We start from the raw sequence: 21146 nt of genomic DNA, 5'->3' as shown, positions 1-21146 counted from the left end.
TGGGGACAATAGCGAACGGAATGGGAATTATTCTAATTATTGTTATAGGTTTGTTTTACGTATGGTGGAGAGTCAGAAATACGAGCAGCTATGGAGGTGTTCATGCTCGTAGCCAGGATCGTTATTCCTTAGCCGAAATGATTATTTTCGTGAAGAACAGCTTGCATGAATTAAGCCGCAATACAAGCAACAACTGGGGGATGAGTGAGGAGGTCTGGCTGCGTAAAGTCAAAGCACGTACAGAGCTAAGACAGGCTTTGCGAGGCTGTACCTTCGGAGATATTGATGACAAGCGGTTTGTCAAATCGTATATCAGGGATTTACTAGTCAGTTCTTATGGCTTTAGCGAAAATCATGTGGATCAGGTGATTCCTTTTCATGATCGTAGTCGTTTAACTGTTCAGGATCGATTTGAAATACTTATGTATTTGTATGGTCTCAGGTATGGAGAGGATGCGTTGAGCCAAATCATTGCAGAGTATCAGCTAGATGTACTTAAGACAATGGATGATGGAGATCAGGACAGTTCACCAAAATACGAAATCTCTGATGAAGATATTGATGCAGTTTTTTACCGAGAATATCGGATGTTATCGTTTCAAGAGAAACTGGACATTATCGTACAACGAATCTATCAATCTTTTAAAGGTTATTCAGTGATTGATATAATTCGCGAGCAGCGTATTGATGGTGTAAGCGGCGGTGTTAGCGGGTTAACAGGGACTGGATGGAATCAACAGGATAACTCTCTGGATGAAGATGGTATGGAGAGATCACGAACCTGGGATAGTGTCTGGATTTTTTATCAAGGAAAAAGTATTCATCTATCGTTTTTGTCATTCGGCAGTGAAGCTGAGTTAAAAAGAGTATGCCAAAACATTTATAAATACAATTATCCGGGACAATTGTCAGAAGCTAATGGATATAAAGTCAATGAAATGAAAGACGGCTCCAGGGTTGTAGTTGTCAGGCCTCCTTTTTCGGAAACATGGGCGTTTTTTGTTCGCAAATTTGATGTGAAGTCTGCAGTTCTAGAACATTTAATCCAAGGGGGGAATGCATCGCTGCCGATTCAACTGCTCAAATATATGATGAAGGGATGTCGTATTACAGCGATAACCGGCTCACAGGGATCAGGAAAAACTACGCTGCTTATGGCTTTGGTCAAGCACATTAATGCTTCTTACACCCTACGTGTACAAGAGATGTCTTTTGAGCTGAATTTACGGAAAATGTACAGCTCCAGAAATATTTTGAGCTTTAGGGAGACGGAATACGTATCAGGGCAGGCGGGTCTGGATCTTCAGAAAAAGACCGACGGAACTGTCAACATTCTCGGAGAAGTAGCCACTGATGAAGTGGCGGCATGGATGATTCAAATGTCTCAGGTAGCCAGCTTGTTCACACTGTTCACTCATCATGCGAAGACATTTCGCGATCTGATTGAATCGCTGCGTAATTCTCTTTTGAAAGCAGGTGTGTTCAGGGATGAGGTGATTGCCGAGCTTCAGGTTGCCGGGATTATCGATTTTGATGTGCATTTGTGTCGTGATGCTCAAGGGAATCGATACATTGAACGGATTACAGAGTGTTGTCGATTGGATGGAGATATCGGCTCCAAGTGCAGGTATACGGAGAACGTTATTGTTGAATATAGGAATGGTAGTTATGTACCAGTTAACCCCATTACGATACAGTCACAGCGCGAAATGGCCAGAGAAATGACTTCGGAAGATGCTGATCAATTCCAGTTGTTTGTGGATGCATACTGGGGGGAATCCATTGTCGCTTAGCTCAATCTTGATATGGGTATTTGGATGTTCACTTTTGTGTTGTGGTGTACTTTATTGTATCAGTCGTAAGCTTGATCAACGAAATGAACGATTGAGCTATGGTTATGAAGCTTCACCACAACATATACGCTCCGAAATCAAGAAATGGATTTCATCATTTTTACTGAGATCCTATGCAATATTTATAAAAATTTCAATATCGCGCTACTATCTCATGAAGGTACGAAGCAGGTTGGCGATACTGCATTTGTATGACGAATTTAGGCTGAGACGACAAACGATGAAAGTATCGTACATACTAGTGTGTTCATTTGGAGCAGTCATAGCGATACTCGTCATTTTAAATCCTAGCGTGATGTTCCTGATGACTTTATTACTAACTGCTGTTGTCATTCATGGTTTGCTTCTTGAGGGTTATGTCAATCGTGTTGAGCACAAGCTGCTTAAGCAAATGCTGCAATCTATGTCCGCCATTCGGCATGCCTATCATAGACACGGCATGATTGCTGACGCAATTGATGAAGCCGGGGAGACCGCGGGTGAGGAAATGAGTCGTCATGCATATCGAATCCACGAGGCATTGACAGACACAACACCTGATGAAGCCTTGGAAAAGTATTATGAAACAGCACCTAACCGATTTCTCAAGGCGTTTGCTGGCATATCCAGGCTCGTTATGGAATTTGGAGATCGTAAAAGCAAGGAACGCGGGTCACTTTATTTACGAGGGATTGCAAGTCTGACAGGAGAAATTCAACTGGATTTATTAAGGCGTACCAAGCTGGATTATTTACTTAAAGGACTGAACTTCATTGCACTAATACCTATATTTTTTGCAAAGCCAGTTGAAGTATGGGCCAGACATAATTTTCCGTTGATGGATCAGTTTTATTTAAGTAAGGCGGGAATGGTCGTAAAGATTGGATTGTTCGTCATTATTCTGTTCTGTTACATTTTGCTGCAAAAGCTGAAAGGAGAAGAAGAGACCAGTTACAGGGTAGATCTGCAAAAGATTCGGTGGGAATCAAAAGTTTATAAGTGGTTGATTGTACGTAAAGCAGTATATTATTTCTCTCCGAAACCTGCATCTGCCAGTTATGATAGAATTCGTAATCTGCTTAGAGATAGTAATCAAACGATTTTGTTTGAATGGCTACAAATACGACGTCTTGTAATGTTTCTTGCATCTGTATTATTTACGATTAGTTTATGTACGGTCTTGCATTTGCAGAGTCGAGTCTGGATCATGAATGAACCGCCAGCAAGCTATACCTTCTTTGGCACGTTGTCTGATGAGGATGCCGTTATCGCCAAAGAAGATGCAACCATGGATACAGAGATTATGAAGGAACTCGGGATGTCTGATCGTTCGACTAATGAAGAAGTGACCAAGGCTGCTAATTATGCAATGACTGAGAATCAAAAACGACTCACCAAAGAGCAAATTAAGGGTGCTGTACTTCGTGTGATGAGTAAGCTGGATCGCTGGAATAATGAGTATGTAAAGTGGTGGGAAGTTTTACTTTCATTATTGGCAGGAGTAATGGGCTATCAAATACCTGTATGGGTGCTTATGTTCCAGAAAAAAATACGGCTTATGGATATGAAGCATGAAGTATACCAGTATCAAACGGTCATAGCTGTATTGCGAGAGCTTGAGAGAATTTCTGTAGAGGAAATCTTGGAGTGGATTCATACATACGCTGTTATTTTTAAAGTTCCAATTCAGAAATGCTTGCTTCACTTTGGTCATGGTGGGGAGGAAGCACTTAAGCAACTGAAGGATGAAGTGGCATTGGAAGAATTTAAAAATATAGTGGACAAGCTCCTGCTTGCTAATGAAAAAATTACAGTTGCTCAGGCCTTTGATGATCTTGATAGCGAAATGGCATACCATTTTGAACAACGAAGAATTGATTACGAGAAATCATTAGACGTTAAGTCGAATTTAGGTCGCATGATCGGATTTACACCAATGTATTGTCTTGTCTTTGCATATCTCGTAATCCCATTAATCTGGATGAGCTTCAAGCAGATGGATTTCTATTTTGATCAAATACAAAATCTTTAACTTGATGAAAGTCACAATTTAATTGATATGGAGGAATTGAAATATGAATAATGCTTCATCCGCATTAAAGGTTGCCGCAGGTATCTTCTTGACGATCGCACTGATTACGATAGTTGTTGTTCTTTTTGTATCCGCACAGGAAGCAACCAAAACCGCTCAGAACAATTTCTCGGACATCCAAACCGAGCTGTCACAAGCTTCATTTACGGTATATGACGACACTACGGTGAGCGGCTCGCAGGTAACAAATGCATTGCGTAAATTCAAGGATCGTGGACAGTTTGGTATACAGGTAAAGACAGGCAAAAATAATGCTGGTCAATGGTATGGAAATGTACTTAACATCAGTAATTTGTCAACTGCAGAGCAATATGGAGCAGTTAGTGGGAATAGTTATGCGGATATTAGTAATTCATGGAACGAGAGTCTGAATGACTACGTTAATCCCAGCGGTAAATTTAAAGCCAGAGTAATCAAAGACAACTCGAACGTTGTTAGGGGACTCATTTTCACCCAAACGACCGTCACTCCGTAACAAAAAAATGATAAATACTTTAAAAAGTATGGCTTGGCTTATGTGTGCTGCCTTACTCTGTCTATCTTCTGTACTCATTGCACTAGAGAATTCTCGGGAGCAGACTGTAGTAATGGAGCAATTATTGCCGCATATCCAGCTTCAGAAGCAAAGTATCTCGGACTTTAAAGGTTTAAATGAAGATGTTGCAACTGATCCTGATCCAACAGATCATTTTGTGGTGTATTCTGGTAATCATATTTTGTATGGGTTACGAGGTTGGTTTGAAAATAACGTAGAAGTGATTGTGGATGGAAATGTTTTGATTAATCCAGGTGGTTCACATTCTCAGAGTCAGACAGTTGAGTCTATTCTGGACGAGGGTGTCATACTGCTGGAGCTTGAGTCGTCTTATCGTGCGTTTACTGAGCAGGATAGGAATGGAAATACAGTAAAAATTGTTTTCGTTAAAAGCTAAGGAGAGAGAGCATGGTGAACGCGTTATCCAAAATCACTGCAGCTTTGCTCGCAGTGATTCTTTTATTCATGTATCCGGCCGTGCAGACTGCACAAAGACAGGAGGATATTAATTCTTTAGCCGCCTATAATACACTCGTTCAATTTACCGATGCTGTTAGAAACAAAGGTTACCTCAGCCCGGCGATGTATGAGGATTTTTCCAAGCAAGTCGCTGTATCAGGAATAATGTATGATATTCAACTAGAGCATCAACGTAAAAAATATCATCCCGAATATGATGATCCGGCAAATGAAGCAACATTTAAGGGTGACTTCACTGTCGTATATGATTCCTATTTTACCTCAGATGTACTAAAGGTGCTGTATCCCGATGGTTCAATAGCAGGTACAGGTCTTGATTCTGATCACTCATCACGTAAATACAAATTTGAGACAGGTGATTTTGTAAGCATTTCTTTGAACAAGCGATCCAGAACTCCATTGACAATATTGTCTTTATTTCTGTTCGGGAATCTTGATAGCGATGATCATGAAGAATTGACGTATGGGGGGATGGTACTGAATGAAGATTACTGATTGGTCCATCATTTTCGTTTTAATAATAGCTCCCTTACTATGGATAGGCTGCTTGCGATCGGGACAACTGCGTGAAGTGAATAGTTTGGAGATCAAGTATACTTCCATTCTTAGAACAGCAGTTCAGGATGGTGGAGCAGCTCTTAACCTTAATGAAATGCAACATTACGAATCGGGTTATGACTCCGATAAGTTTATGCGTGTGGACAAGGAGCAAGGACTGGAGGCCATGCTAAATACTCTCGCTATCAACCTTGGTATTGAGGATGATCCTATTGCTAAAAGTGTATTGATGAGGTATATACCGGCTGTTGTTGTGATCGATTATGATGGTTATTATTTGTATGCTTTGTGTGAAACCACATCTAATGATGGAAGTGGAAGTATACTTTGGGGGCATCGTTGGCTACCGAAAAAACCATTCCTTTATAGGGACACTCTTGGAAATAGTATGTCGTTTACTTTGGATCACTTTGTTACGATCATTAATTCACTTTCAGGAGAGGAAATAAGGGGAACGTTTGAAGAGATTGCTACACCATCAGTTTCCGCAATTTCTGTATCATTACCTCAGCTAGAGGATGTGGGTAAATTTGAGGAAGTGCGACGTTCTACGATCGTTCGCAGTATTGAACAGGATCTAGCTAATGTGATTAATTATCATAATGAATATGCTATAAAACAAGGATTGTCTTACGTTTTTACGTTGCCAATCATTTCTCAAGAGGACTGGCATAATACTTTGGATGATGTAGGGATGATTGTATTTTTGCAAGGTGTACCCATAGGAGATCAGTATTATAACAATTATGCATTTGGCGGAGGGAGGCTGGTAAAAACAAAATCAATTGTCGGAGGGAAAAATCCTGTGAACGGAATTAAATATCAGTTAAGAAGTAATATGGATGTTCCATTTCCTGTCGATGAAGTGTTCGCATCTAAAGCTGACGCAGCAGCTAACGGGTATTTTGAGTTGCGAAAATAAATTTGTATAAATTGCCAAGCAATTAATAAAAGTTAATATAAACAGACCAATTCGTTATTTAGCGGAATGGTTTGTTTTTATTTTGACCATCTTAAGTAGTAAGTGAGTTGGAAGGTGGTCGCTCAAGGGCATGAAAGAGAAAATTGTGTTGGCATATGGAAACAAAGACACAGGGAAACGATGGCAAAATCTACTGGAGAGTTTAGACTTTCATGTTATTCTGACTCAGGATAGTGAAGGAATTTTTGAGGAAATTTCACATGAAAGCCCTGAAATGCTCCTGATGAGTGAGCATTTGCTTGATTTGAGTGCTCTGGAAGTGTTGACTCAACTCGGTATGAATCAACCTTTTCCCATATTGATTATGAAGCAATTTCCAAATACTGAATTAACCGTTGCTGCATTTACATCTGGGGCAAATGATGTAGTAAGTGAAGAGATTTCGATTGACGAATTGGAATCAAGAATTCGCAACTTAATGCGACTCTTCTGGAGATTTGCAGACGGTTACATGAAGGAGTTGCAATATGAAGATTTGCAGCTTGAATTGAAGAGTCGTAAAGTGTATCGCGGAGATCAGCTTATCAAATTAACTCCCAAAGAGTTTGATCTTTTGCGTTATCTTATGAAACGAGCAGGAATTGTTTGTGAGAGGGAAGAAATTTTGCAAGAAGTGTGGGGATATGACTTCTCGACGGGAACGAATGTAGTTGATGTATATATTCGCCATTTACGAACCAAGGTAGACAAGGGTCAGGCCAAAAAACTCATTCATACTGTACGTGGAAAAGGGTATATGGTTAATTAATGTTATGAAAATAGTCTTAAGGCTGCCCCAAAGATCTCTGAAGACCTTAATGGGACAGCCTCGTATGTCGCAGATAAGAATGATGAATTATAGAACACGACGTGCTTTTACGTAAGTTTTTTTCCATGTTCCGGAATTCAGATTGGAAATTGTAACACCTGGTTTACCGTACGTATGAAGGATTTTACCATTGCCCATATATACCGCTACGTGAGTAATGTTTCTACCTGTTGAACGGCTGCCGCTAGAGAAGAATACCAGATCGCCTTTTTTAAGGTTCGATTTAGATACTGCTGTACCCGCTTTAGATTGAGCTACAGATGTTCTTGGGAGTGTTACTCCGTATTTCTTAAAAATATGTTTCATAAAAGATGAACAATCGAATACTGCTGTAGTCGATGTCGATGCACCAAATTTATAAGGTGTGCCCATATATTTTTCACCGAAGTTTACGATTTGTGTAGCTTTTGATACCGAAACACTTTCAGCAGTTTGGGCCGGTGCAGCTTCAGCGCCGCTTGCAAGGAAGGAGCCGAATCCGATAGATGAGATAATACCTACCGTCAATACTTTTTGGAATAATTTTTGTTTGTTCATGTTGTACCTCCAAAGTTCTTGTAGTTGTTGACCGGTTCGAAATGAAGTATAACAGACTTTTAACCACATAAAATATGGTAAAAGGTGTTTAAGTCCTTGCCGGGCAAGAGTTTGAAGGGGATTATTAAAAAATGATTAAAGTTTACAAAAAATTAAGAAATAAGAAAGCATTCGAAATAGTAACAAACAAAAAACCTTGAAGGATCAAGGTTTTTTGTATAGACAAGTATATAATATCGCTTTCAAAAGTTACGAAAATGTTACTTGGTATTAATCTTTGCTTTGAATGATTAATAGAAATCCACTTTCAATACGAACCGTACCTTCGGTATCCAGCAAACGATTACTGATTCCTAGTGATTGTCCAATCTTTAAGGTGGCGTCCTCAAGCGGATACATGAAGCCGTCCAGATAAATTCCGGTTACTTCTGGTGTTAATGGCAGAAGCGAGACATAAGTGTACCCGCGACTTTGTACAATGCTGCTTGAGCCTGTCAATGTTACATAGTTGTTGTGGTCCATAATAGAAGCCGTTATCTGATGATGCATGGCTCGCAGCAACATATGTACATTAGAAAGGGTATGATCCAGTCTTGAGCCAAGAGCACCGATTATGACAATTTCGCCAGGTTGTTTGTCGATTGCCAAGTCGATAGCTAGCTCAGTATCGGTTAAATCTTTATTAATGGCATCACAAGCTATGAGCTCTCTACTGTGTGCCCGAATAACTTCCATTTCTTCTGGTGTGACTGAATCAAAATCTCCAACCGCTATATCAGGGATAATGTCATGCTTAATAAGAAATAACGCTCCACGATCTGCTCCAATAATGATGTCTTCCTGACGAATTTCATCTAATAATGCAGGATCGATTTGACCACCTGTAAAGATGAGAACTCTATTCGTTGATGTCATGTAAACCTTCCTCTCTGAGGTCGTTTTCTATGAAACAAGTAAAGTCACATTTGAAATAAATACCTATTAAGTATAATTCACATTTGATGCTTGCACAATTCGACTGCTGAGTACTACAATGAACACTGTAATATAGGAGAGATAAAAGAGAGGGCAGGGATAGCAAGGGGACATGCACATATTTGATATTTTCAGTATTATTGGAACGATCGCTTTCGCCATGTCAGGTGCAGTTGTTGCGATGGAAGAGGAGTACGACATTTTGGGCGTTCTTGTTCTTGGTCTAGTGACAGCTTTTGGTGGAGGGATCATTCGTAACGTACTCATTGGAGTTCCTGTTACAACACTATGGGCTCAAGGCGAACTCATCATGCTCGCTGTGCTCTCCATTGTGGTTGCATTTGTTCTGCCCATGTCCTGGATTCGGCATTGGAAAAAGACGGAGGCTCTATTTGATGCCATTGGCTTATCGGCATTTGCGATTCAAGGGGCATTGTATGCCTACGAGATGAAGCATCCAATTAGTGCTGTGCTTGTAGCTGCGGTACTGACAGGGATTGGCGGAGGGATGATCCGCGATCTGCTTGCGGGACGCAAGCCTTTGGTGCTTCGCGACGAAATCTACGCTGTTTGGGCCATGTTAGCAGGTCTTGCGATTGGTCTTGGTTTCTTCAAATCAACGATAGGGCTGCTTCTTTTATTCGTCTTGGTGGTATTTTTCCGCATGCTTTCTGTTCATTATAGATGGACGCTTCCAAGAAGATCTCTTAATCACGGGGAATATGGTACTGGTACTGAATCAAAAAGTGGATAAATTGTTGTCTTACAATTAAATAACTCAATTACCCACAAAGAAGAACCGTTGTAGATGAATTCATCATCATACAGCGGTTCTTCTAATTTATATGACTTTATCCTAGCTTAAAAAATAAATTAACGCATCTGGGAGCTCATTTTGCCAAAATCCCCATAAATGTTTGCCATCCTTTTCGAAGTATTTCACCTTCGCTCCACGCTCCTCCAGTAATGCTCTGGCCTTGCGATTCAATTCAATAAAATTATACGTACCTGTGTCTGTTGTGTAATTATCTTCCTGAAGTCCCACGACCATATAGAGAGAAAGGTGTGATAGATCATTTTCTTTAGCCAAAATATCCAGAGAGGGTTCATAGTATGCACCGGACAAGCTGATGATTTTGGAAAACAGTTCAGGGTTTTTCATAGCTAAATGCAAAGATACAGTGCCCCCAAGGGAGTCTCCTGCAAGTATACGTTCTCTTGCTTCTCTCCGGACAGGATAATTACGTTCTACGTAGGGAATAATTTCTTCAGTGAAACAGGAAGTATAAGCCTCAAATCGATTGCCGAAAGGAGCATATTCTTCTGTGCGCACTGAGGTATTGACTTCAACACCTACTATAATAAACGGATCGATTCCATCATCTAATATAAGCTGGTTGGCATGAGTAGCAATCCGCCCGAAATTAAAAAACTCTTCGCCATCCTGGCAGTAAACGACGGGGTAGCTCAGTATCTCATTATACCCTGGTGGCAGGTAGATCCGTAAGCTGCGTTTTTCGCCTAAAAGCAGGCTATCGATTTCGTCTTTTATAATGGTTCTTTTTAAATATCTTGAATCTGTCATAGTACTAACGCTCCTTCGTGGCTTTGTCATTTTGCTTTTGGACGCCCATTCAGTTAAGATATCCTTGGTAATAGTAATCGCATACATTGTCATAAAATAGGGCTGTGTTATATAAGTTTTATACACCTGTTATACAAACAAAAATAAAAAATATAGTCGTTCGTGCCCAATTTCTTTGACTTAAGCGGTGAAACAGATGTATAATAATTCTATAACAGAGGAACATGATAATCAAACATCAAATATTTTGTCGAGGTGAAGATAATGAGCAAGAGCAAGATTCCTTATGAAGTATATACGGAAGAAGTCGAGGCTTTAACCGTACTTTCGCCAGACGGTGAAATTGTTAACAAAGACAAAGTTCCAAACTTATCTGATGATCAATTGAAAGAACTTATGTACCGTATGGTATTTACCCGTACTTGGGACGAGCGCGCTATTAACTTGGGTCGTCAAGGCCGTCTTGGTTTCTACGCTCCGGTATCCGGACAAGAAGCTACTATGGTAGGTAGTGAATTCGCTCTTGATAAAAATGATTTCGTTTGCCCAGGTTACCGTGATATGCCGCAACTTGTATGGCATGGTCTTCCGCTGTACCAAGCCTTCTTGTATTCCCGTGGTCATCAACATGGTGGTCAAATTCCAGAAGGTGTTAACGTACTTATGCCTCAAATCATTATCGGCGCACAAGTTCTTCATGCCATGGGTATTGCGATGGGCTATAAATTGAAGAAACAAAAACAAGTGGCCATTACTTATACTGGAGACGGCGGTTCATCTGAAGGTGATTTCTACGAAGCGATGAACTTTGCCGGAGCGTTCAACCTGCCGGTTATTTTCTTCGTGCAAAATAATGGCTATGCGATTACTACTCCATTCGCAAAACAAACTGCGGCTCTTTCCATTGCTCACAAAGCAGTTGCTGCTGGTATTCGCGGTGTGAAAATTGATGGTATGGACGTATTTGCTGTAATCAGTGCTGTTCAAGAGGCTGCTGAACGTGCTCGTAACGGTGAAGGCGCTACTTTGATTGAAGCAGTTACTTATCGTTTCCGTCCGCATTCCTTGTCTGATGATACAAGTAAATATCGTACAAAAGAAGAAGAAGGCGAGTGGAACGAAAAAGATCCAATTGCTCGTCTAGCTAAATATCTGGAGAAGAAAGGCCTCTGGACTGATGAAGATACAGCTCGTGTAAAAGAAGAAGCAAAAGCAAAAGTTAACGAACAAATCAAAAAAGCAGAGCAAACTGAAAAAATGACTGTTTCAGGCTTGATCGACAGTATGTTCGAAACTACGCCTAAGCATTTGGAAGAGCAAAAAGCCGATTTTAAATAATTCATAAGTCTTATATCTGACTGTTCAGTTCTAATGAGGAGGAGTATGAAGCAATGGCACAAATGAATATGAAAGAAGCAATTCGCGATGCGATGCGCGTAGAGTTGAGTCGTGATCCGAACGTTGTAATTTTCGGGGAAGACGTAGGACATGTTGGTGGTGTATTCCGTGTAACAGAAGGCTTGCAAAAAGATTTCGGCGAGGAGCGTGTATTTGATACACCTCTGGCAGAATCCGCCATTGGTGGCTTGGCATTTGGTCTTGGTATTCAAGGATTCCGTCCGATTGCTGAAATTCAATTTGTTGGTTTTATTTTTGAAGCATTGGATCAAATTCTGATTCAAGCTGCTCGTCTGCGTTACCGTTCCGGTGGACGCTATAATGCACCAATCGTATTCCGTACACCTTTTGGTGGTGGTGTAAAGGCTGCAGAGCTTCATACTGACTCACTGGAAGGTTTGATTGCTCAAACTCCAGGTATCAAGCTTGTAATTCCTTCAAACCCTTATGATGCGAAAGGTCTTTTGATCTCCGCAATTCGTGATAATGACCCAGTGTTCTTTATGGAGCATTTGAACTTGTACCATGCATTCCGTGCTGATGTTCCAGATGGTGAATACACAGTTGAGCTTGGCAAAGCTAACGTGGTTCGTGAAGGTTCCGACGTAACCATCCTTGCATATGGTTTGATGGTTCATACAGCTGTTAAAGCTGCTGATGAGCTTGAGAAGAGCGGAATCAAAGCTGAAGTTATTGACTTGCGTACACTAGTACCTCTCGACATCGATACAATTGTTGCTTCTGTTAAGAAAACAAATCGTGCAATTGTAGTTCAAGAAGCTCAAAAATCCGCTGGTTTGGCTGCTGAAATCATCGCTCAAATCAACGAAAAAGCTCTTCTGCACTTGGAAGCTCCAGTGCTTCGTGTGTCTGCACCTGATACAATTTATCCATTTGCACAAATCGAAGATCAATGGCTCCCTACACCAGCACGTATTGTGGACGGAGTTAAGAAAGTTCTTGAATTCTAATCTAGCTTTTCAAACCTATTGAATAAAAACAGGAGGTCATCCAGGTGGCAAAATTTGAATATCGATTCCCAGAGCTTGGCGAAGGATTGCATGAAGGCGAAATTATTAAAATGCACATCAAAGTCGGCGACAAAGTAACAGACGAAGATATCGTAATGGAAGTACAAAACGACAAAGCGGTCGTTGAAGTTCCATGTCCGGTTAACGGTACAGTACAAGAGGTGTTCGGTACTGACGGCGCTATCTTCCGTGTAGGTCAAGTTGTTGCAGTTATCGACGCTGAAGGCGACATTCCTGAGCAAGAAGGAGCTCATGAACCAGAAGCTGAAGCAGCACAAGGTGGAGCAGACACAACTTCCTCTCCGGCAGCAAGCAGCGAAGCAGCCGCAGCACCTGCAGCTCCTGATCGTGAAGTTCTGGCAACTCCAAGTGTTCGTAAATTTGCTCGTGAACAAGGCATCGACATTGCTCAAGTAACCGGAACAGGTAATGCTGGTAAAATCACTCGTGAAGATGTTGAAGCTTTCAAAAACGGTGGAGCAGCCGCAGCGCCTGCACCGGCAGCTAGCGCTGAAGCGCCTGCAGCAAGTCCGGCAGCATCTGCACCTACTGCAATCCCTGTTGGTGGGGACGAAGAACGCGTACCGTTCAAAGGTATCCGTAAAGCGATTTCTAATGCTATGGTTAAATCAGCTTACACAGCTCCACACGTTACGATCATGGACGAAGTTGACGTAACAGACCTCGTTGATTTCCGTAAACGTATGAAACCAGTCGCTGAGAAAAAAGGCATCAAGGTTACTTACCTGCCGTTCATCGTGAAAGCTCTCGTTGCAGCTTCCCGTAAATTCCCGGCGCTTAACGCTTCCATTGATGAAGTAAATAACGAAATTGTTTACAAGAAACATTACGATATCGGTATTGCAACGGATACAGACAATGGTCTGATCGTTCCTGTTATCAAAGATGCTGACCGTAAGAGCATCTGGATGATTGCTGAAGCTATTTCTGATTTGGCACTCCGTGGCCGTGAAGGTAAATTGTCTGCAGCTGAAATGAAAGGCAGCACAATTTCTATCTCCAACATCGGCTCCGCTGGCGGCATGTTCTTTACTCCAATTATCAACTATCCTGAAGTGGCTATTCTCGGAACTGGCCGTATCAGTGAAAAACCGGTAGTTAAGAATGGTGAAGTTGTAGTAGCTCCAGTTATGGCATTGTCACTGAGCTTCGACCATCGTCTGATCGACGGAGCAACAGCTCAAAACTTCATGAACTATATTAAACAGCTTCTTGGTAACCCTGAGTTGCTCGTAATGGAGGTATAATAACATGGTAGTAGGAGACGCATCTATAGATATTGACACACTAGTCGTTGGAGCAGGTCCTGGTGGATATGTGGCAGCCATTCGCGCTGCCCAACTGGGTCAAAAAGTAGTTATCGCTGATAAATCCGAGCTTGGCGGTGTTTGTTTGAACCGTGGTTGTATTCCTTCCAAGGCTCTGATCTCTGCAGCTCATGCTTATGAAACGGCGAAACATCCTGATGCTTTTGGTATTACAACTGAAGGCGTTAAAGTGGACTTCAAGAAAACGCAAGAGTTCAAAAATGGTGTAGTTAGCCAAATGACACGCGGTGTTGGCGGTCTCATGAAAAAGAACAAAATCGAAGTTTTCAATGGCGAAGTCATGTTCATCAACGAAAGTGAAGCTCGTTTGTTCAATGATCATGAATCACCACGTTACCGTTTCAAACATTGCATTCTTGCAACTGGCTCCCGTCCAATTGAATTGAAGCCTTTCCCATTCACTGGTCGTATCCTGTCGTCCACAGAAGCTCTGCAATTGGATGAAATCCCTGGCAGCCTGATCGTAATCGGTGGTGGATACATCGGTGCTGAGCTTGGTCAAATGTTCTCCAAATTCGGTACTAAAGTAACAATCATCGAAGGTATGGATTCAATCCTTGCAGGTTTTGACAAGGAAATTACTCGCCTAGTTGCGAAAAACATGGAAAAAACAGGCGTTGAAATTGTTACGAATGCAAAAGCAGAAAGTGCTGAGCAAACGGACAAGAACGTAACAGTTAAATACTCCGTTAATGGTGAGAATAAAGAAGTTACTGCTGACTATTTGCTTGTAACGGTTGGTCGTCGCCCTAACACTGATGGTGAGCTTGGATTAGACCTTGCTGGTGTAGAATTAACTGATCGCGGTATGGTCGTTGTCGATCACCAAGGACGTACTAGCAATCCTAAAATCTTCGCAATCGGGGACATCGTTCCTGGTCTTGCACTAGCTCATAAAGCTTCTTACGAAGGTAAAGTAGCAGCTGAAGCTATCGCAGGATTGCCTTCAGTTGTTGATTACAAAGGTATGCCTGCTGTTTGCTTCACTGATCCTGAAATCTCCAGTGTTGGTTACACGGAGAAAGAAGCAAAAGAAAAAGGCATTAACGTGAAGAGCGGTAAATTCCCATTTGCGGGTAATGGCCGTGCTGTTTCCTTGAATCATTCGGAAGGATTTATCAAGCTCGTCGCTAATGCTGACAACAATGTTGTTATTGGCGCACAAATCGTAGGTCTTGAAGCTTCCAACTTGATCGCAGAGCTTGGTCTTGCGATTGAAATGGGTGCTACGCTTGAAGATATCTCCCTTACGGTTCATGCTCACCCAACTCTAGGTGAAATCGTAATGGAAACTGCTGAATTGGTTGAAGGTCATCCAATTCATATGTAATTTCCGTGAGTTCTGATCTCTGAATTTGCAACATCCCGTTTCTCTCATTTGACGGGATCTCCTAAGCATATATTTTGGGCAAGACCTTTATGGTCTTGCCTCTTTTTTTGCTTGCTGTTGAAAATTCAGTGTCGTTAGGATGTATATAATATTGTGAATCAGTATGAATCTGTTACAATGTGTGCATAAAATAAATTGAAAATGTTAGGGTGTGTGAGCGACATGTATACTACACTTATTTTTGATATTGATAACACATTATTGAATTATGATCTTTGTGAATTGGATTCTATGCAAAAAACATGTCAAACCTATGGCTTATTTCAAGACGATACAACAGCGTGGGATGCTTTCTGGGCCACTTTCTTATTACATAATGCGCGGAACTGGAATAAAATGGTGAATGGCGGGGAGATAACAACTATATTTGAAGTACTATATCTGTCATTTCAAGATACGTTAAATCAGAGTCATCAGTTGCATACTCAATTGTAGGCAAAGAGGTTATTAGTGATGACGAAATCGTTTATACGATAACATTCAAAAGAGAAGATGGATCACAGTTTGACGTTGGTGACACAGAGACACGCAATAGTAAATTTAATTATACAGTTAAAAAAATGGATGGCAGGTTCAAAGTGATGGACCCACCGCCATATCAACCTTAGGAGGAAGTATGGAGACCCTTAAAGATTTATTGGAGATAAGAGGTATTGACTATGAATTCATTTCTCATGATTTGCAGATTAAGACTGCCAAGGAAGGGGCTGAATATTTCGGGATCGATCCTGGTCAAACAGCACCTACTCTGATTTTGTATACGGAAAAAGGTGGATTGAGCGACTATTTTGCACTAATTATTTCAGGAGATCGAGACAAAGTTAACTTTGATGAACTCATTAATGATCTTCAGTTTGATATCGTAAGATTAGCCACACCAAAAGAAGTTGAGCAAATCACAGGATGTAAAATTGGCAATGTGTCACTCATAAATCCTGACATTCCAACCATTTTGGATAAACGGCTTTTTCGTTTCACTCATGTTTATGGTGGAACAGGAATCCAACAAACTACCCTGAAAATTTCACCGGAAAATGTGGAGGAATTAAATAAAGTAGTCGCATTTATTGATTGAGAGAGAGGTTAACAATGACTGTAAAATGGAAGAGCTCTGAGAATTTCAAAGATGTCGATCTTTTAATTGTTTCCTGTATCGTTCTACTGATCATTGTAACTATGTCCGGAGTATTCTCCTTTTCAACGGAGAAAGGATATTATGTAACAAATCAATATGGTGACAGTATAAAGATATTTGGTAACGGGATTTATAAATATGATTCGTTTTTTAAAGCACCGATATTTATCGGCAGTGATGCTACAATGCTTATTTTAGTCGTCCCCCTCTTAACAATCTCTTTTATCCAGAACATAAAGAAAAGAACTATTACAACAAAACTAAAACTAACTGCATTGATGGGAACCGTGCTATATTATGCAACTAGTATTGCATTTGGTGTTACATATAATTCATTTCATTTACTCTATATTGCTCTATTTGGATGTTCATTTTTTGCTTTTATTTGTCTTGTGAGAGGAATTGATGAAAAGAAGCTGCGAGACATACATACATCTATTTTGCCAACTAAAGGAATATCTATATTTTTAGTATGTTCAGGAATTGCTTTATTTGTAGCATGGCTACCTGATATTATTTCTTCGCTACTTAACCATCGTTCTTTAGAATTGATAGAAGTATATACGACAGAAATTACGTATGTCCTCGATATAGGAATTATCAGTCCATTGATGCTGTTATGTTTGTATTTGCTAAAAAGAAAAAATGGGCTGGGCGACATCATACTAACTGTACTGCTGCGGCTCTGTAGTATTATTGGTATTATGCTTCCGATACAAACATTATTTCAACTGTTAGCTGGAATAGAGCTTCCTGTACCAGTGCTTATATCTAAAATGGGCATATTTGTTGTTCTTGCTTGTTTTGCTGTGTATTTTGAAAGATACTACTATAAAGGCATTCATGCCGAAGATTATGAATTCACTCAAGAAGGTGGAAGGAACGAAGCGGATTTATATATTCAAGAGTCCTATAAATAAAGAGTAAGAGAAAGAGGTCGTCCCAAAAGTTATCTAAGATAACTTTGAGGGACGCTCTCTTTAGCAGTGGAAAGGCAAGATATCAGGAATAGCATGCAAAAACAACGAATGAAAATAAGATTTCCAAATTTCCAAATGGCGCTTTAGCAAAATAGTATAGCTAGCTTATTCGTGAGAAGACAGAGGATTGCAGATCGAACAAAGTAGAGGAAAAAATCTCCTTTATTTTCAAAAATGGGATGATTTTAAAGGAAATAGAGGAAGTATTTTCCTTTATCCTTACTGAAATTGCCCTAAAATGTGAAAAATCAGCGTGTAGCACCAAAATAGAGGAATTAAGTTCCTTTATTTTATGATCTTGAGCGAATCCTGATGGAATAGGGGAACTTTTTTCCTTTATTGCTACCGAAGTGTTGAGATAGGCTAAAAACGCCCAACTGTAGCTTTTGCGACAGCCCCTTCTCCATTCATGTAAACTATATGAACAGATTAATGCCGGATTCATCTGCTTTGCCCAAGTAGTAGCCGACACCGCCGATTTTGACACCATCGATTAGCTCTTCCCTGGTGATCCCCATAACGTCCATGGACATTTGGCAGGCCACAATTTCAACACCTTGATCCAGAGCTGTCTGCATCAATTCCTCTAGTGAAGAGATATTCGAATTTTTCATGACACCACGAATCATTTTGGCTCCAATGCCCATCATGTTCATTTTGGACATTGAGAGCTTGCGGCTGCCGCGGGGCATCATTGCACCAAACATACGACCAATCATGCTCTTATTAACCTGAACCTTATCAGGTCGACGGATGACATTTAACCCCCAGAAGGTGAAGAACATCGTTACCTTTTTGCCACTTGCTGCCGCTCCATTTGCGATAATAAAGGATGCGATAGCTTTATCCAAATCCCCGCTAAAAACGACCATCGAGCTGCCCTCAGGCTTTTTTACATCAGATGTAGCTGCATTTGAGGTAGAAGAGGGTATCACTTCCTGGCCCGCCCCTTTACGAAGCAGAGCTTCAATCATTCCATCGCCATTCTTCTTAACATCAAGCAATTGATTTTTACTCATCTTTACCCAAGCTTGAACATCCTCATAGAACCCTGGGTCAGATGCGATGACATGCATAACCTCGCCGTCTTTTAGCCCTTCCATTTTTATTTTCAATTGAATCAATGGGCCAGGGCAGCAGAGACCACAAGCGTCAAGTCTGGCATCGATCCGCAAATCCTGATCTTCAAGAGCAACATTCGCCGGTTGAGCTTCTTTTGCCTCTGTTGCAGCTGCAATTTGAGCCTGGGTGGATAATATTCCTTCACTATCATTGATCTTTCTAGTTCCCGGTTTATAGTTAGCCATTACATAGGTTTTATAACCCCCGGTCAGGTTTTTAACCTTGTATCCTTTTTGCTGCAAAATTCTTGACGCTGTATAACCGCGCAAACCAACCTGACAATATACCCAAATTTCCTTCTCACGATCCAGCTCTCCAAGACGACTACGAAGGTCATCCACTGGTATAAGCAAGGAGTCTGGAATATGTCCGTTAGCATGTTCTATTTCACTACGTACATCGACCAGAATCGTTGCTGCAAGATCTCTAGACTCTAAATCTTTAGGAACAAAAACACTTGTCCGACCAGACAATACGTTCTCAGCAGTGTAGCCCGCCATATTGACCGGATCTTTGGCCGAAGAATAAGGTGGTGCATATGCCAGCTCAAGCTCAGTCAAATCACTAACCGTACCTCTGAAACGGATTGTAGTTGCGATATCGTCAATGCGTTTATCTACGCCGTCAAAACCGACCGCCTGCGCTCCGAGCACAGTGCCTTCATCATTAAACAGCAGCTTGATCGTTAAAGGTGTAGCACCTGGATAATATGCTGCATGTGAGTTCGGATGAACATAGGTGACATGATAAGGCAGACCGAGTCTTTGAAGTGTTTTCTCGTTGTTGCCTGTGGCAGCTCCCGTCAGTCCAAATACTTTGATAATAGATGTCCCTTGCGAGCCTTTGAATGGTGTACGAAGTCCGCTCACATTATCAGCGGCGATCCGTCCTTGCTTATTAGCTGGTCCTGCAAGCGGAATTGCAGTTTTTGTTCCATTTACAAAATCAGTAACTTCCACAGCATCACCAACAGCATAGATATCCTTCAAATTCGTTTCCATGTATTCATTAATTAGTATATGACCGCGTGGGCCAAATTCCATGCCACTGTCCTTCAAAAAAGAGGTGTCAGGAGATACGCCAATGGCGAGAATGACCATCTCACTTTTTACGGAAAGACCACTCGCCATTCTGGTTTCGATCTCGCCGTTCAATTCTTCAAAGGATTGAACCATTTGGGAGAAAAGAAGACGTACACCATGATCCTCCAGCTCCTTGGCAAGAACGGAGGACATTTCAGAATCGAACGGGGCAAGAATTTGCGGCCCACCTTCGATTAAAGTAACATCCAGACCGATATCCCGCAGGTTTTCGGCCATTTCCACACCGATAAAGCCACCGCCGATGACAACAGCTGACTTTACGTTCTCTTCAGTGACACGTGCCTTAATTCGATCCGTGTCAGGAATATTGCGAAGCGTGTGAATTCTAGTACTTTGTATACCTGGTAAATTTGGACGAATTGGCTTAGCACCAGGGGAAAGGATCAATGCATCATAACTCTCCTCATATTCGCCCTTTGCTTTGCTTCGAACAGTGACAGTCTTATTATCTGGATTCACAGCGATGACTTCACTTTCAATGCGGACATCTATGTTAAAGCGCTTATACATCGCTTCCGGAGTCTGTACGAGAAGCTTGGAACGATCTTTAATATGATCTCCGATATAGTAGGGCAAACCGCAGTTTGCGAAAGAGATATAGGAATCTCTCTCGAACATGACGATTTGAGCGTCTTCGTCAAGACGACGCAGTCTGGCTGCTGCTGATGCGCCGCCGGCTACTCCGCCGACAATAAGCACCTTTTTACTCATTATGGTTTTCCTCCTCAAAAAAAATACGGATTAGTTTTTTGATTCTTTCATTTGCTACGTGATACTTGATTTCAAGACCGCTACGTTCGTTTTCGACGATTCCCATGCTGCGCAATTTCTGCAAATGCTGAGATACAGTCGATTGGGGAAGGTCAAGACATTCCTGGATGTAGGTGACATTACAGTTTTCCTTTTGCATCAGGCCTTTTACGATACAGAGCCGAACCGGATGAGCTAATGCTTTTAAAATATCGGCTACCTCGTTATAAGATTTGAAATCCTTATCCAATACTAGATCACCTCATTCAATAAATCGTTATATCGTAATATTAGGATATAGTGATGTAAAAGTCAAATCCAAATTACACAAGAAGTAATCTCTGATTAAGACAAGATGTCATATGAGGATAACTACAGCCGTAAAATGAACTAAGGGAGCATACTAGGAAAGTGGCTAAAGGGAGATTTTTATGATAGGATGAATGTTGCAGTTTGTAATTTTTTACACTATTAATATTGTCTACAAACGCTATTGGAAAGGAA

At 41.1% G+C, this 21146-nt stretch carries 19 protein-coding genes; 14 read left to right on the top strand and 5 right to left on the bottom strand.

Features of this window, described 5'->3' with window-relative positions; all coding sequences use genetic code 11:
* The first annotated feature begins 20 nt into the window (after positions 1-20).
* The 7 genes from BLS49_RS04515 to BLS49_RS04485 all read left to right on the top strand — a co-directional run bounded on the left by BLS49_RS04515 (position 21) and on the right by BLS49_RS04485 (position 7227).
* Positions 21-1793, top strand: coding sequence for a P-loop NTPase family protein (locus tag BLS49_RS04515; protein ID WP_091227313.1), 1773 nt, complete (start codon positions 21-23; stop codon positions 1791-1793).
* 232 nt (positions 1794-2025) lie between these two features.
* Positions 2026-3864 carry a hypothetical protein gene (locus BLS49_RS04510; RefSeq protein WP_245742268.1) on the top strand — a complete coding sequence of 613 codons (1839 nt, stop codon included), beginning with the start codon at positions 2026-2028 and terminating at the stop codon, positions 3862-3864.
* Between the two features lie 43 nt (positions 3865-3907).
* The gene (locus BLS49_RS04505) at positions 3908-4399 is read left to right on the top strand and encodes an ABC transporter permease (protein ID WP_091227079.1); all 492 of its coding nucleotides are present in this window, start codon (positions 3908-3910) and stop codon (positions 4397-4399) included.
* A 112-nt stretch (positions 4400-4511) separates the two neighbouring features.
* Entirely contained in the window at positions 4512-4856 is a 345-nt protein-coding gene (locus tag BLS49_RS04500; protein WP_091227078.1) for a hypothetical protein, read from the top strand.
* 11 nt (positions 4857-4867) lie between these two features.
* Entirely contained in the window at positions 4868-5434 is a 567-nt protein-coding gene (locus BLS49_RS04495) for a hypothetical protein (RefSeq protein ID WP_091227076.1), read from the top strand.
* Positions 5421-6419 carry a hypothetical protein gene (locus BLS49_RS04490; protein ID WP_091227074.1) on the top strand — a complete coding sequence of 333 codons (999 nt, stop codon included), beginning with the start codon at positions 5421-5423 and terminating at the stop codon, positions 6417-6419. The genes BLS49_RS04495 and BLS49_RS04490 overlap by 14 nt, the downstream gene beginning before the upstream one ends.
* Before the next feature lie 130 nt (positions 6420-6549).
* Positions 6550-7227, top strand: coding sequence for a response regulator transcription factor (locus BLS49_RS04485; RefSeq protein WP_091227073.1), 678 nt, complete (start codon positions 6550-6552; stop codon positions 7225-7227).
* An 87-nt stretch (positions 7228-7314) separates the two neighbouring features.
* On the opposite strand, the gene BLS49_RS04480 is transcribed toward BLS49_RS04485, so the two are convergent.
* Together BLS49_RS04480 and BLS49_RS04475 are read right to left on the bottom strand one after the other, a co-directional pair.
* On the bottom strand, positions 7315-7824 hold the full coding sequence (locus BLS49_RS04480) for a C40 family peptidase (RefSeq protein ID WP_091227071.1): 510 nt from the start codon (positions 7822-7824) through the stop codon (positions 7315-7317).
* Between the two features lie 270 nt (positions 7825-8094).
* A complete protein-coding gene (locus BLS49_RS04475) occupies positions 8095-8739 on the bottom strand; it encodes a thiamine diphosphokinase (protein WP_091227069.1) in 645 nt (214 codons plus the stop codon).
* 172 nt (positions 8740-8911) lie between these two features.
* Between BLS49_RS04475 and BLS49_RS04470 the strand changes: the two genes are divergently transcribed.
* A complete protein-coding gene (locus BLS49_RS04470; RefSeq protein ID WP_091227068.1) occupies positions 8912-9553 on the top strand; it encodes a trimeric intracellular cation channel family protein in 642 nt (213 codons plus the stop codon).
* Positions 9554-9655: 102 nt separating this feature from the next.
* Here the strand turns inward: BLS49_RS04470 and BLS49_RS04465 are convergent, their stop codons facing one another.
* Positions 9656-10384 carry an alpha/beta hydrolase gene (locus tag BLS49_RS04465; protein WP_091227066.1) on the bottom strand — a complete coding sequence of 243 codons (729 nt, stop codon included), beginning with the start codon at positions 10382-10384 and terminating at the stop codon, positions 9656-9658.
* A gap of 264 nt (positions 10385-10648) precedes the next feature.
* Here BLS49_RS04465 and pdhA point away from each other — a divergent pair, with 264 nt between their 5' ends.
* From pdhA to BLS49_RS04430, 6 genes are all read left to right on the top strand, one after another.
* Complete coding sequence (gene pdhA, locus BLS49_RS04460; protein ID WP_091227064.1) at positions 10649-11722, top strand: pyruvate dehydrogenase (acetyl-transferring) E1 component subunit alpha; 1074 nt, start codon at positions 10649-10651, stop codon at positions 11720-11722.
* A gap of 53 nt (positions 11723-11775) precedes the next feature.
* Positions 11776-12753 (top strand): alpha-ketoacid dehydrogenase subunit beta, encoded by a 978-nt coding sequence (locus tag BLS49_RS04455; protein WP_091227063.1) that lies wholly within the window; start codon positions 11776-11778, stop codon positions 12751-12753.
* A 44-nt stretch (positions 12754-12797) separates the two neighbouring features.
* Positions 12798-14081 (top strand): dihydrolipoamide acetyltransferase family protein, encoded by a 1284-nt coding sequence (locus tag BLS49_RS04450; protein WP_091227061.1) that lies wholly within the window; start codon positions 12798-12800, stop codon positions 14079-14081.
* A 4-nt stretch (positions 14082-14085) separates the two neighbouring features.
* Positions 14086-15492 (top strand): dihydrolipoyl dehydrogenase, encoded by a 1407-nt coding sequence (lpdA, locus tag BLS49_RS04445; RefSeq protein WP_091227059.1) that lies wholly within the window; start codon positions 14086-14088, stop codon positions 15490-15492.
* A 676-nt stretch (positions 15493-16168) separates the two neighbouring features.
* Positions 16169-16627 (top strand): aminoacyl-tRNA deacylase, encoded by a 459-nt coding sequence (locus BLS49_RS04435; protein ID WP_091227056.1) that lies wholly within the window; start codon positions 16169-16171, stop codon positions 16625-16627.
* A gap of 14 nt (positions 16628-16641) precedes the next feature.
* Positions 16642-17607 (top strand): hypothetical protein, encoded by a 966-nt coding sequence (locus BLS49_RS04430; protein ID WP_175471308.1) that lies wholly within the window; start codon positions 16642-16644, stop codon positions 17605-17607.
* Between the two features lie 476 nt (positions 17608-18083).
* On the opposite strand, the gene BLS49_RS04425 is transcribed toward BLS49_RS04430, so the two are convergent.
* A complete protein-coding gene (locus tag BLS49_RS04425; RefSeq protein WP_091227055.1) occupies positions 18084-20603 on the bottom strand; it encodes an FAD-dependent oxidoreductase in 2520 nt (839 codons plus the stop codon).
* Positions 20596-20892, bottom strand: a complete 297-nt coding sequence (locus BLS49_RS04420; protein ID WP_091227053.1) for an ArsR/SmtB family transcription factor — start codon at positions 20890-20892, stop codon at positions 20596-20598. Before BLS49_RS04420 ends, BLS49_RS04425 begins: the two co-directional genes overlap by 8 nt.
* Positions 20893-21146: the final 254 nt, after the last annotated feature.

This window comes from Fontibacillus panacisegetis (assembly GCF_900102215.1).
GTDB classification, from domain to species: domain Bacteria; phylum Bacillota; class Bacilli; order Paenibacillales; family Paenibacillaceae; genus Fontibacillus; species Fontibacillus panacisegetis.
This window is presented reverse-complemented; position numbering and strand designations above follow the sequence as displayed.

Bases quoted from the DNA above. Each gene is read 5' to 3' on its own strand.
- BLS49_RS04515 (WP_091227313.1), top strand. From the start codon at position 21: ATGGGAATTATTCTAATTATTGTTATAGGTTTGTTTTACGTATGGTGG.
- BLS49_RS04505 (WP_091227079.1), top strand. From the start codon at position 3,908: ATGAATAATGCTTCATCCGCATTAAAGGTTGCCGCAGGTATCTTCTTG.
- BLS49_RS04500 (WP_091227078.1), top strand. From the start codon at position 4,512: ATGGAGCAATTATTGCCGCATATCCAGCTTCAGAAGCAAAGTATCTCG.
- BLS49_RS04495 (WP_091227076.1), top strand. From the start codon at position 4,868: ATGGTGAACGCGTTATCCAAAATCACTGCAGCTTTGCTCGCAGTGATT.
- BLS49_RS04490 (WP_091227074.1), top strand. From the start codon at position 5,421: ATGAAGATTACTGATTGGTCCATCATTTTCGTTTTAATAATAGCTCCC.
- BLS49_RS04485 (WP_091227073.1), top strand. From the start codon at position 6,550: ATGAAAGAGAAAATTGTGTTGGCATATGGAAACAAAGACACAGGGAAA.
- BLS49_RS04480 (WP_091227071.1), bottom strand. From the start codon at position 7,824: ATGAACAAACAAAAATTATTCCAAAAAGTATTGACGGTAGGTATTATC.
- BLS49_RS04475 (WP_091227069.1), bottom strand. From the start codon at position 8,739: ATGACATCAACGAATAGAGTTCTCATCTTTACAGGTGGTCAAATCGAT.
- BLS49_RS04470 (WP_091227068.1), top strand. From the start codon at position 8,912: ATGCACATATTTGATATTTTCAGTATTATTGGAACGATCGCTTTCGCC.
- BLS49_RS04465 (WP_091227066.1), bottom strand. From the start codon at position 10,384: ATGACAGATTCAAGATATTTAAAAAGAACCATTATAAAAGACGAAATC.
- pdhA (WP_091227064.1), top strand. From the start codon at position 10,649: ATGAGCAAGAGCAAGATTCCTTATGAAGTATATACGGAAGAAGTCGAG.
- BLS49_RS04455 (WP_091227063.1), top strand. From the start codon at position 11,776: ATGGCACAAATGAATATGAAAGAAGCAATTCGCGATGCGATGCGCGTA.
- lpdA (WP_091227059.1), top strand. From the start codon at position 14,086: ATGGTAGTAGGAGACGCATCTATAGATATTGACACACTAGTCGTTGGA.
- BLS49_RS04435 (WP_091227056.1), top strand. From the start codon at position 16,169: ATGGAGACCCTTAAAGATTTATTGGAGATAAGAGGTATTGACTATGAA.
- BLS49_RS04430 (WP_175471308.1), top strand. From the start codon at position 16,642: ATGACTGTAAAATGGAAGAGCTCTGAGAATTTCAAAGATGTCGATCTT.
- BLS49_RS04425 (WP_091227055.1), bottom strand. From the start codon at position 20,603: ATGAGTAAAAAGGTGCTTATTGTCGGCGGAGTAGCCGGCGGCGCATCA.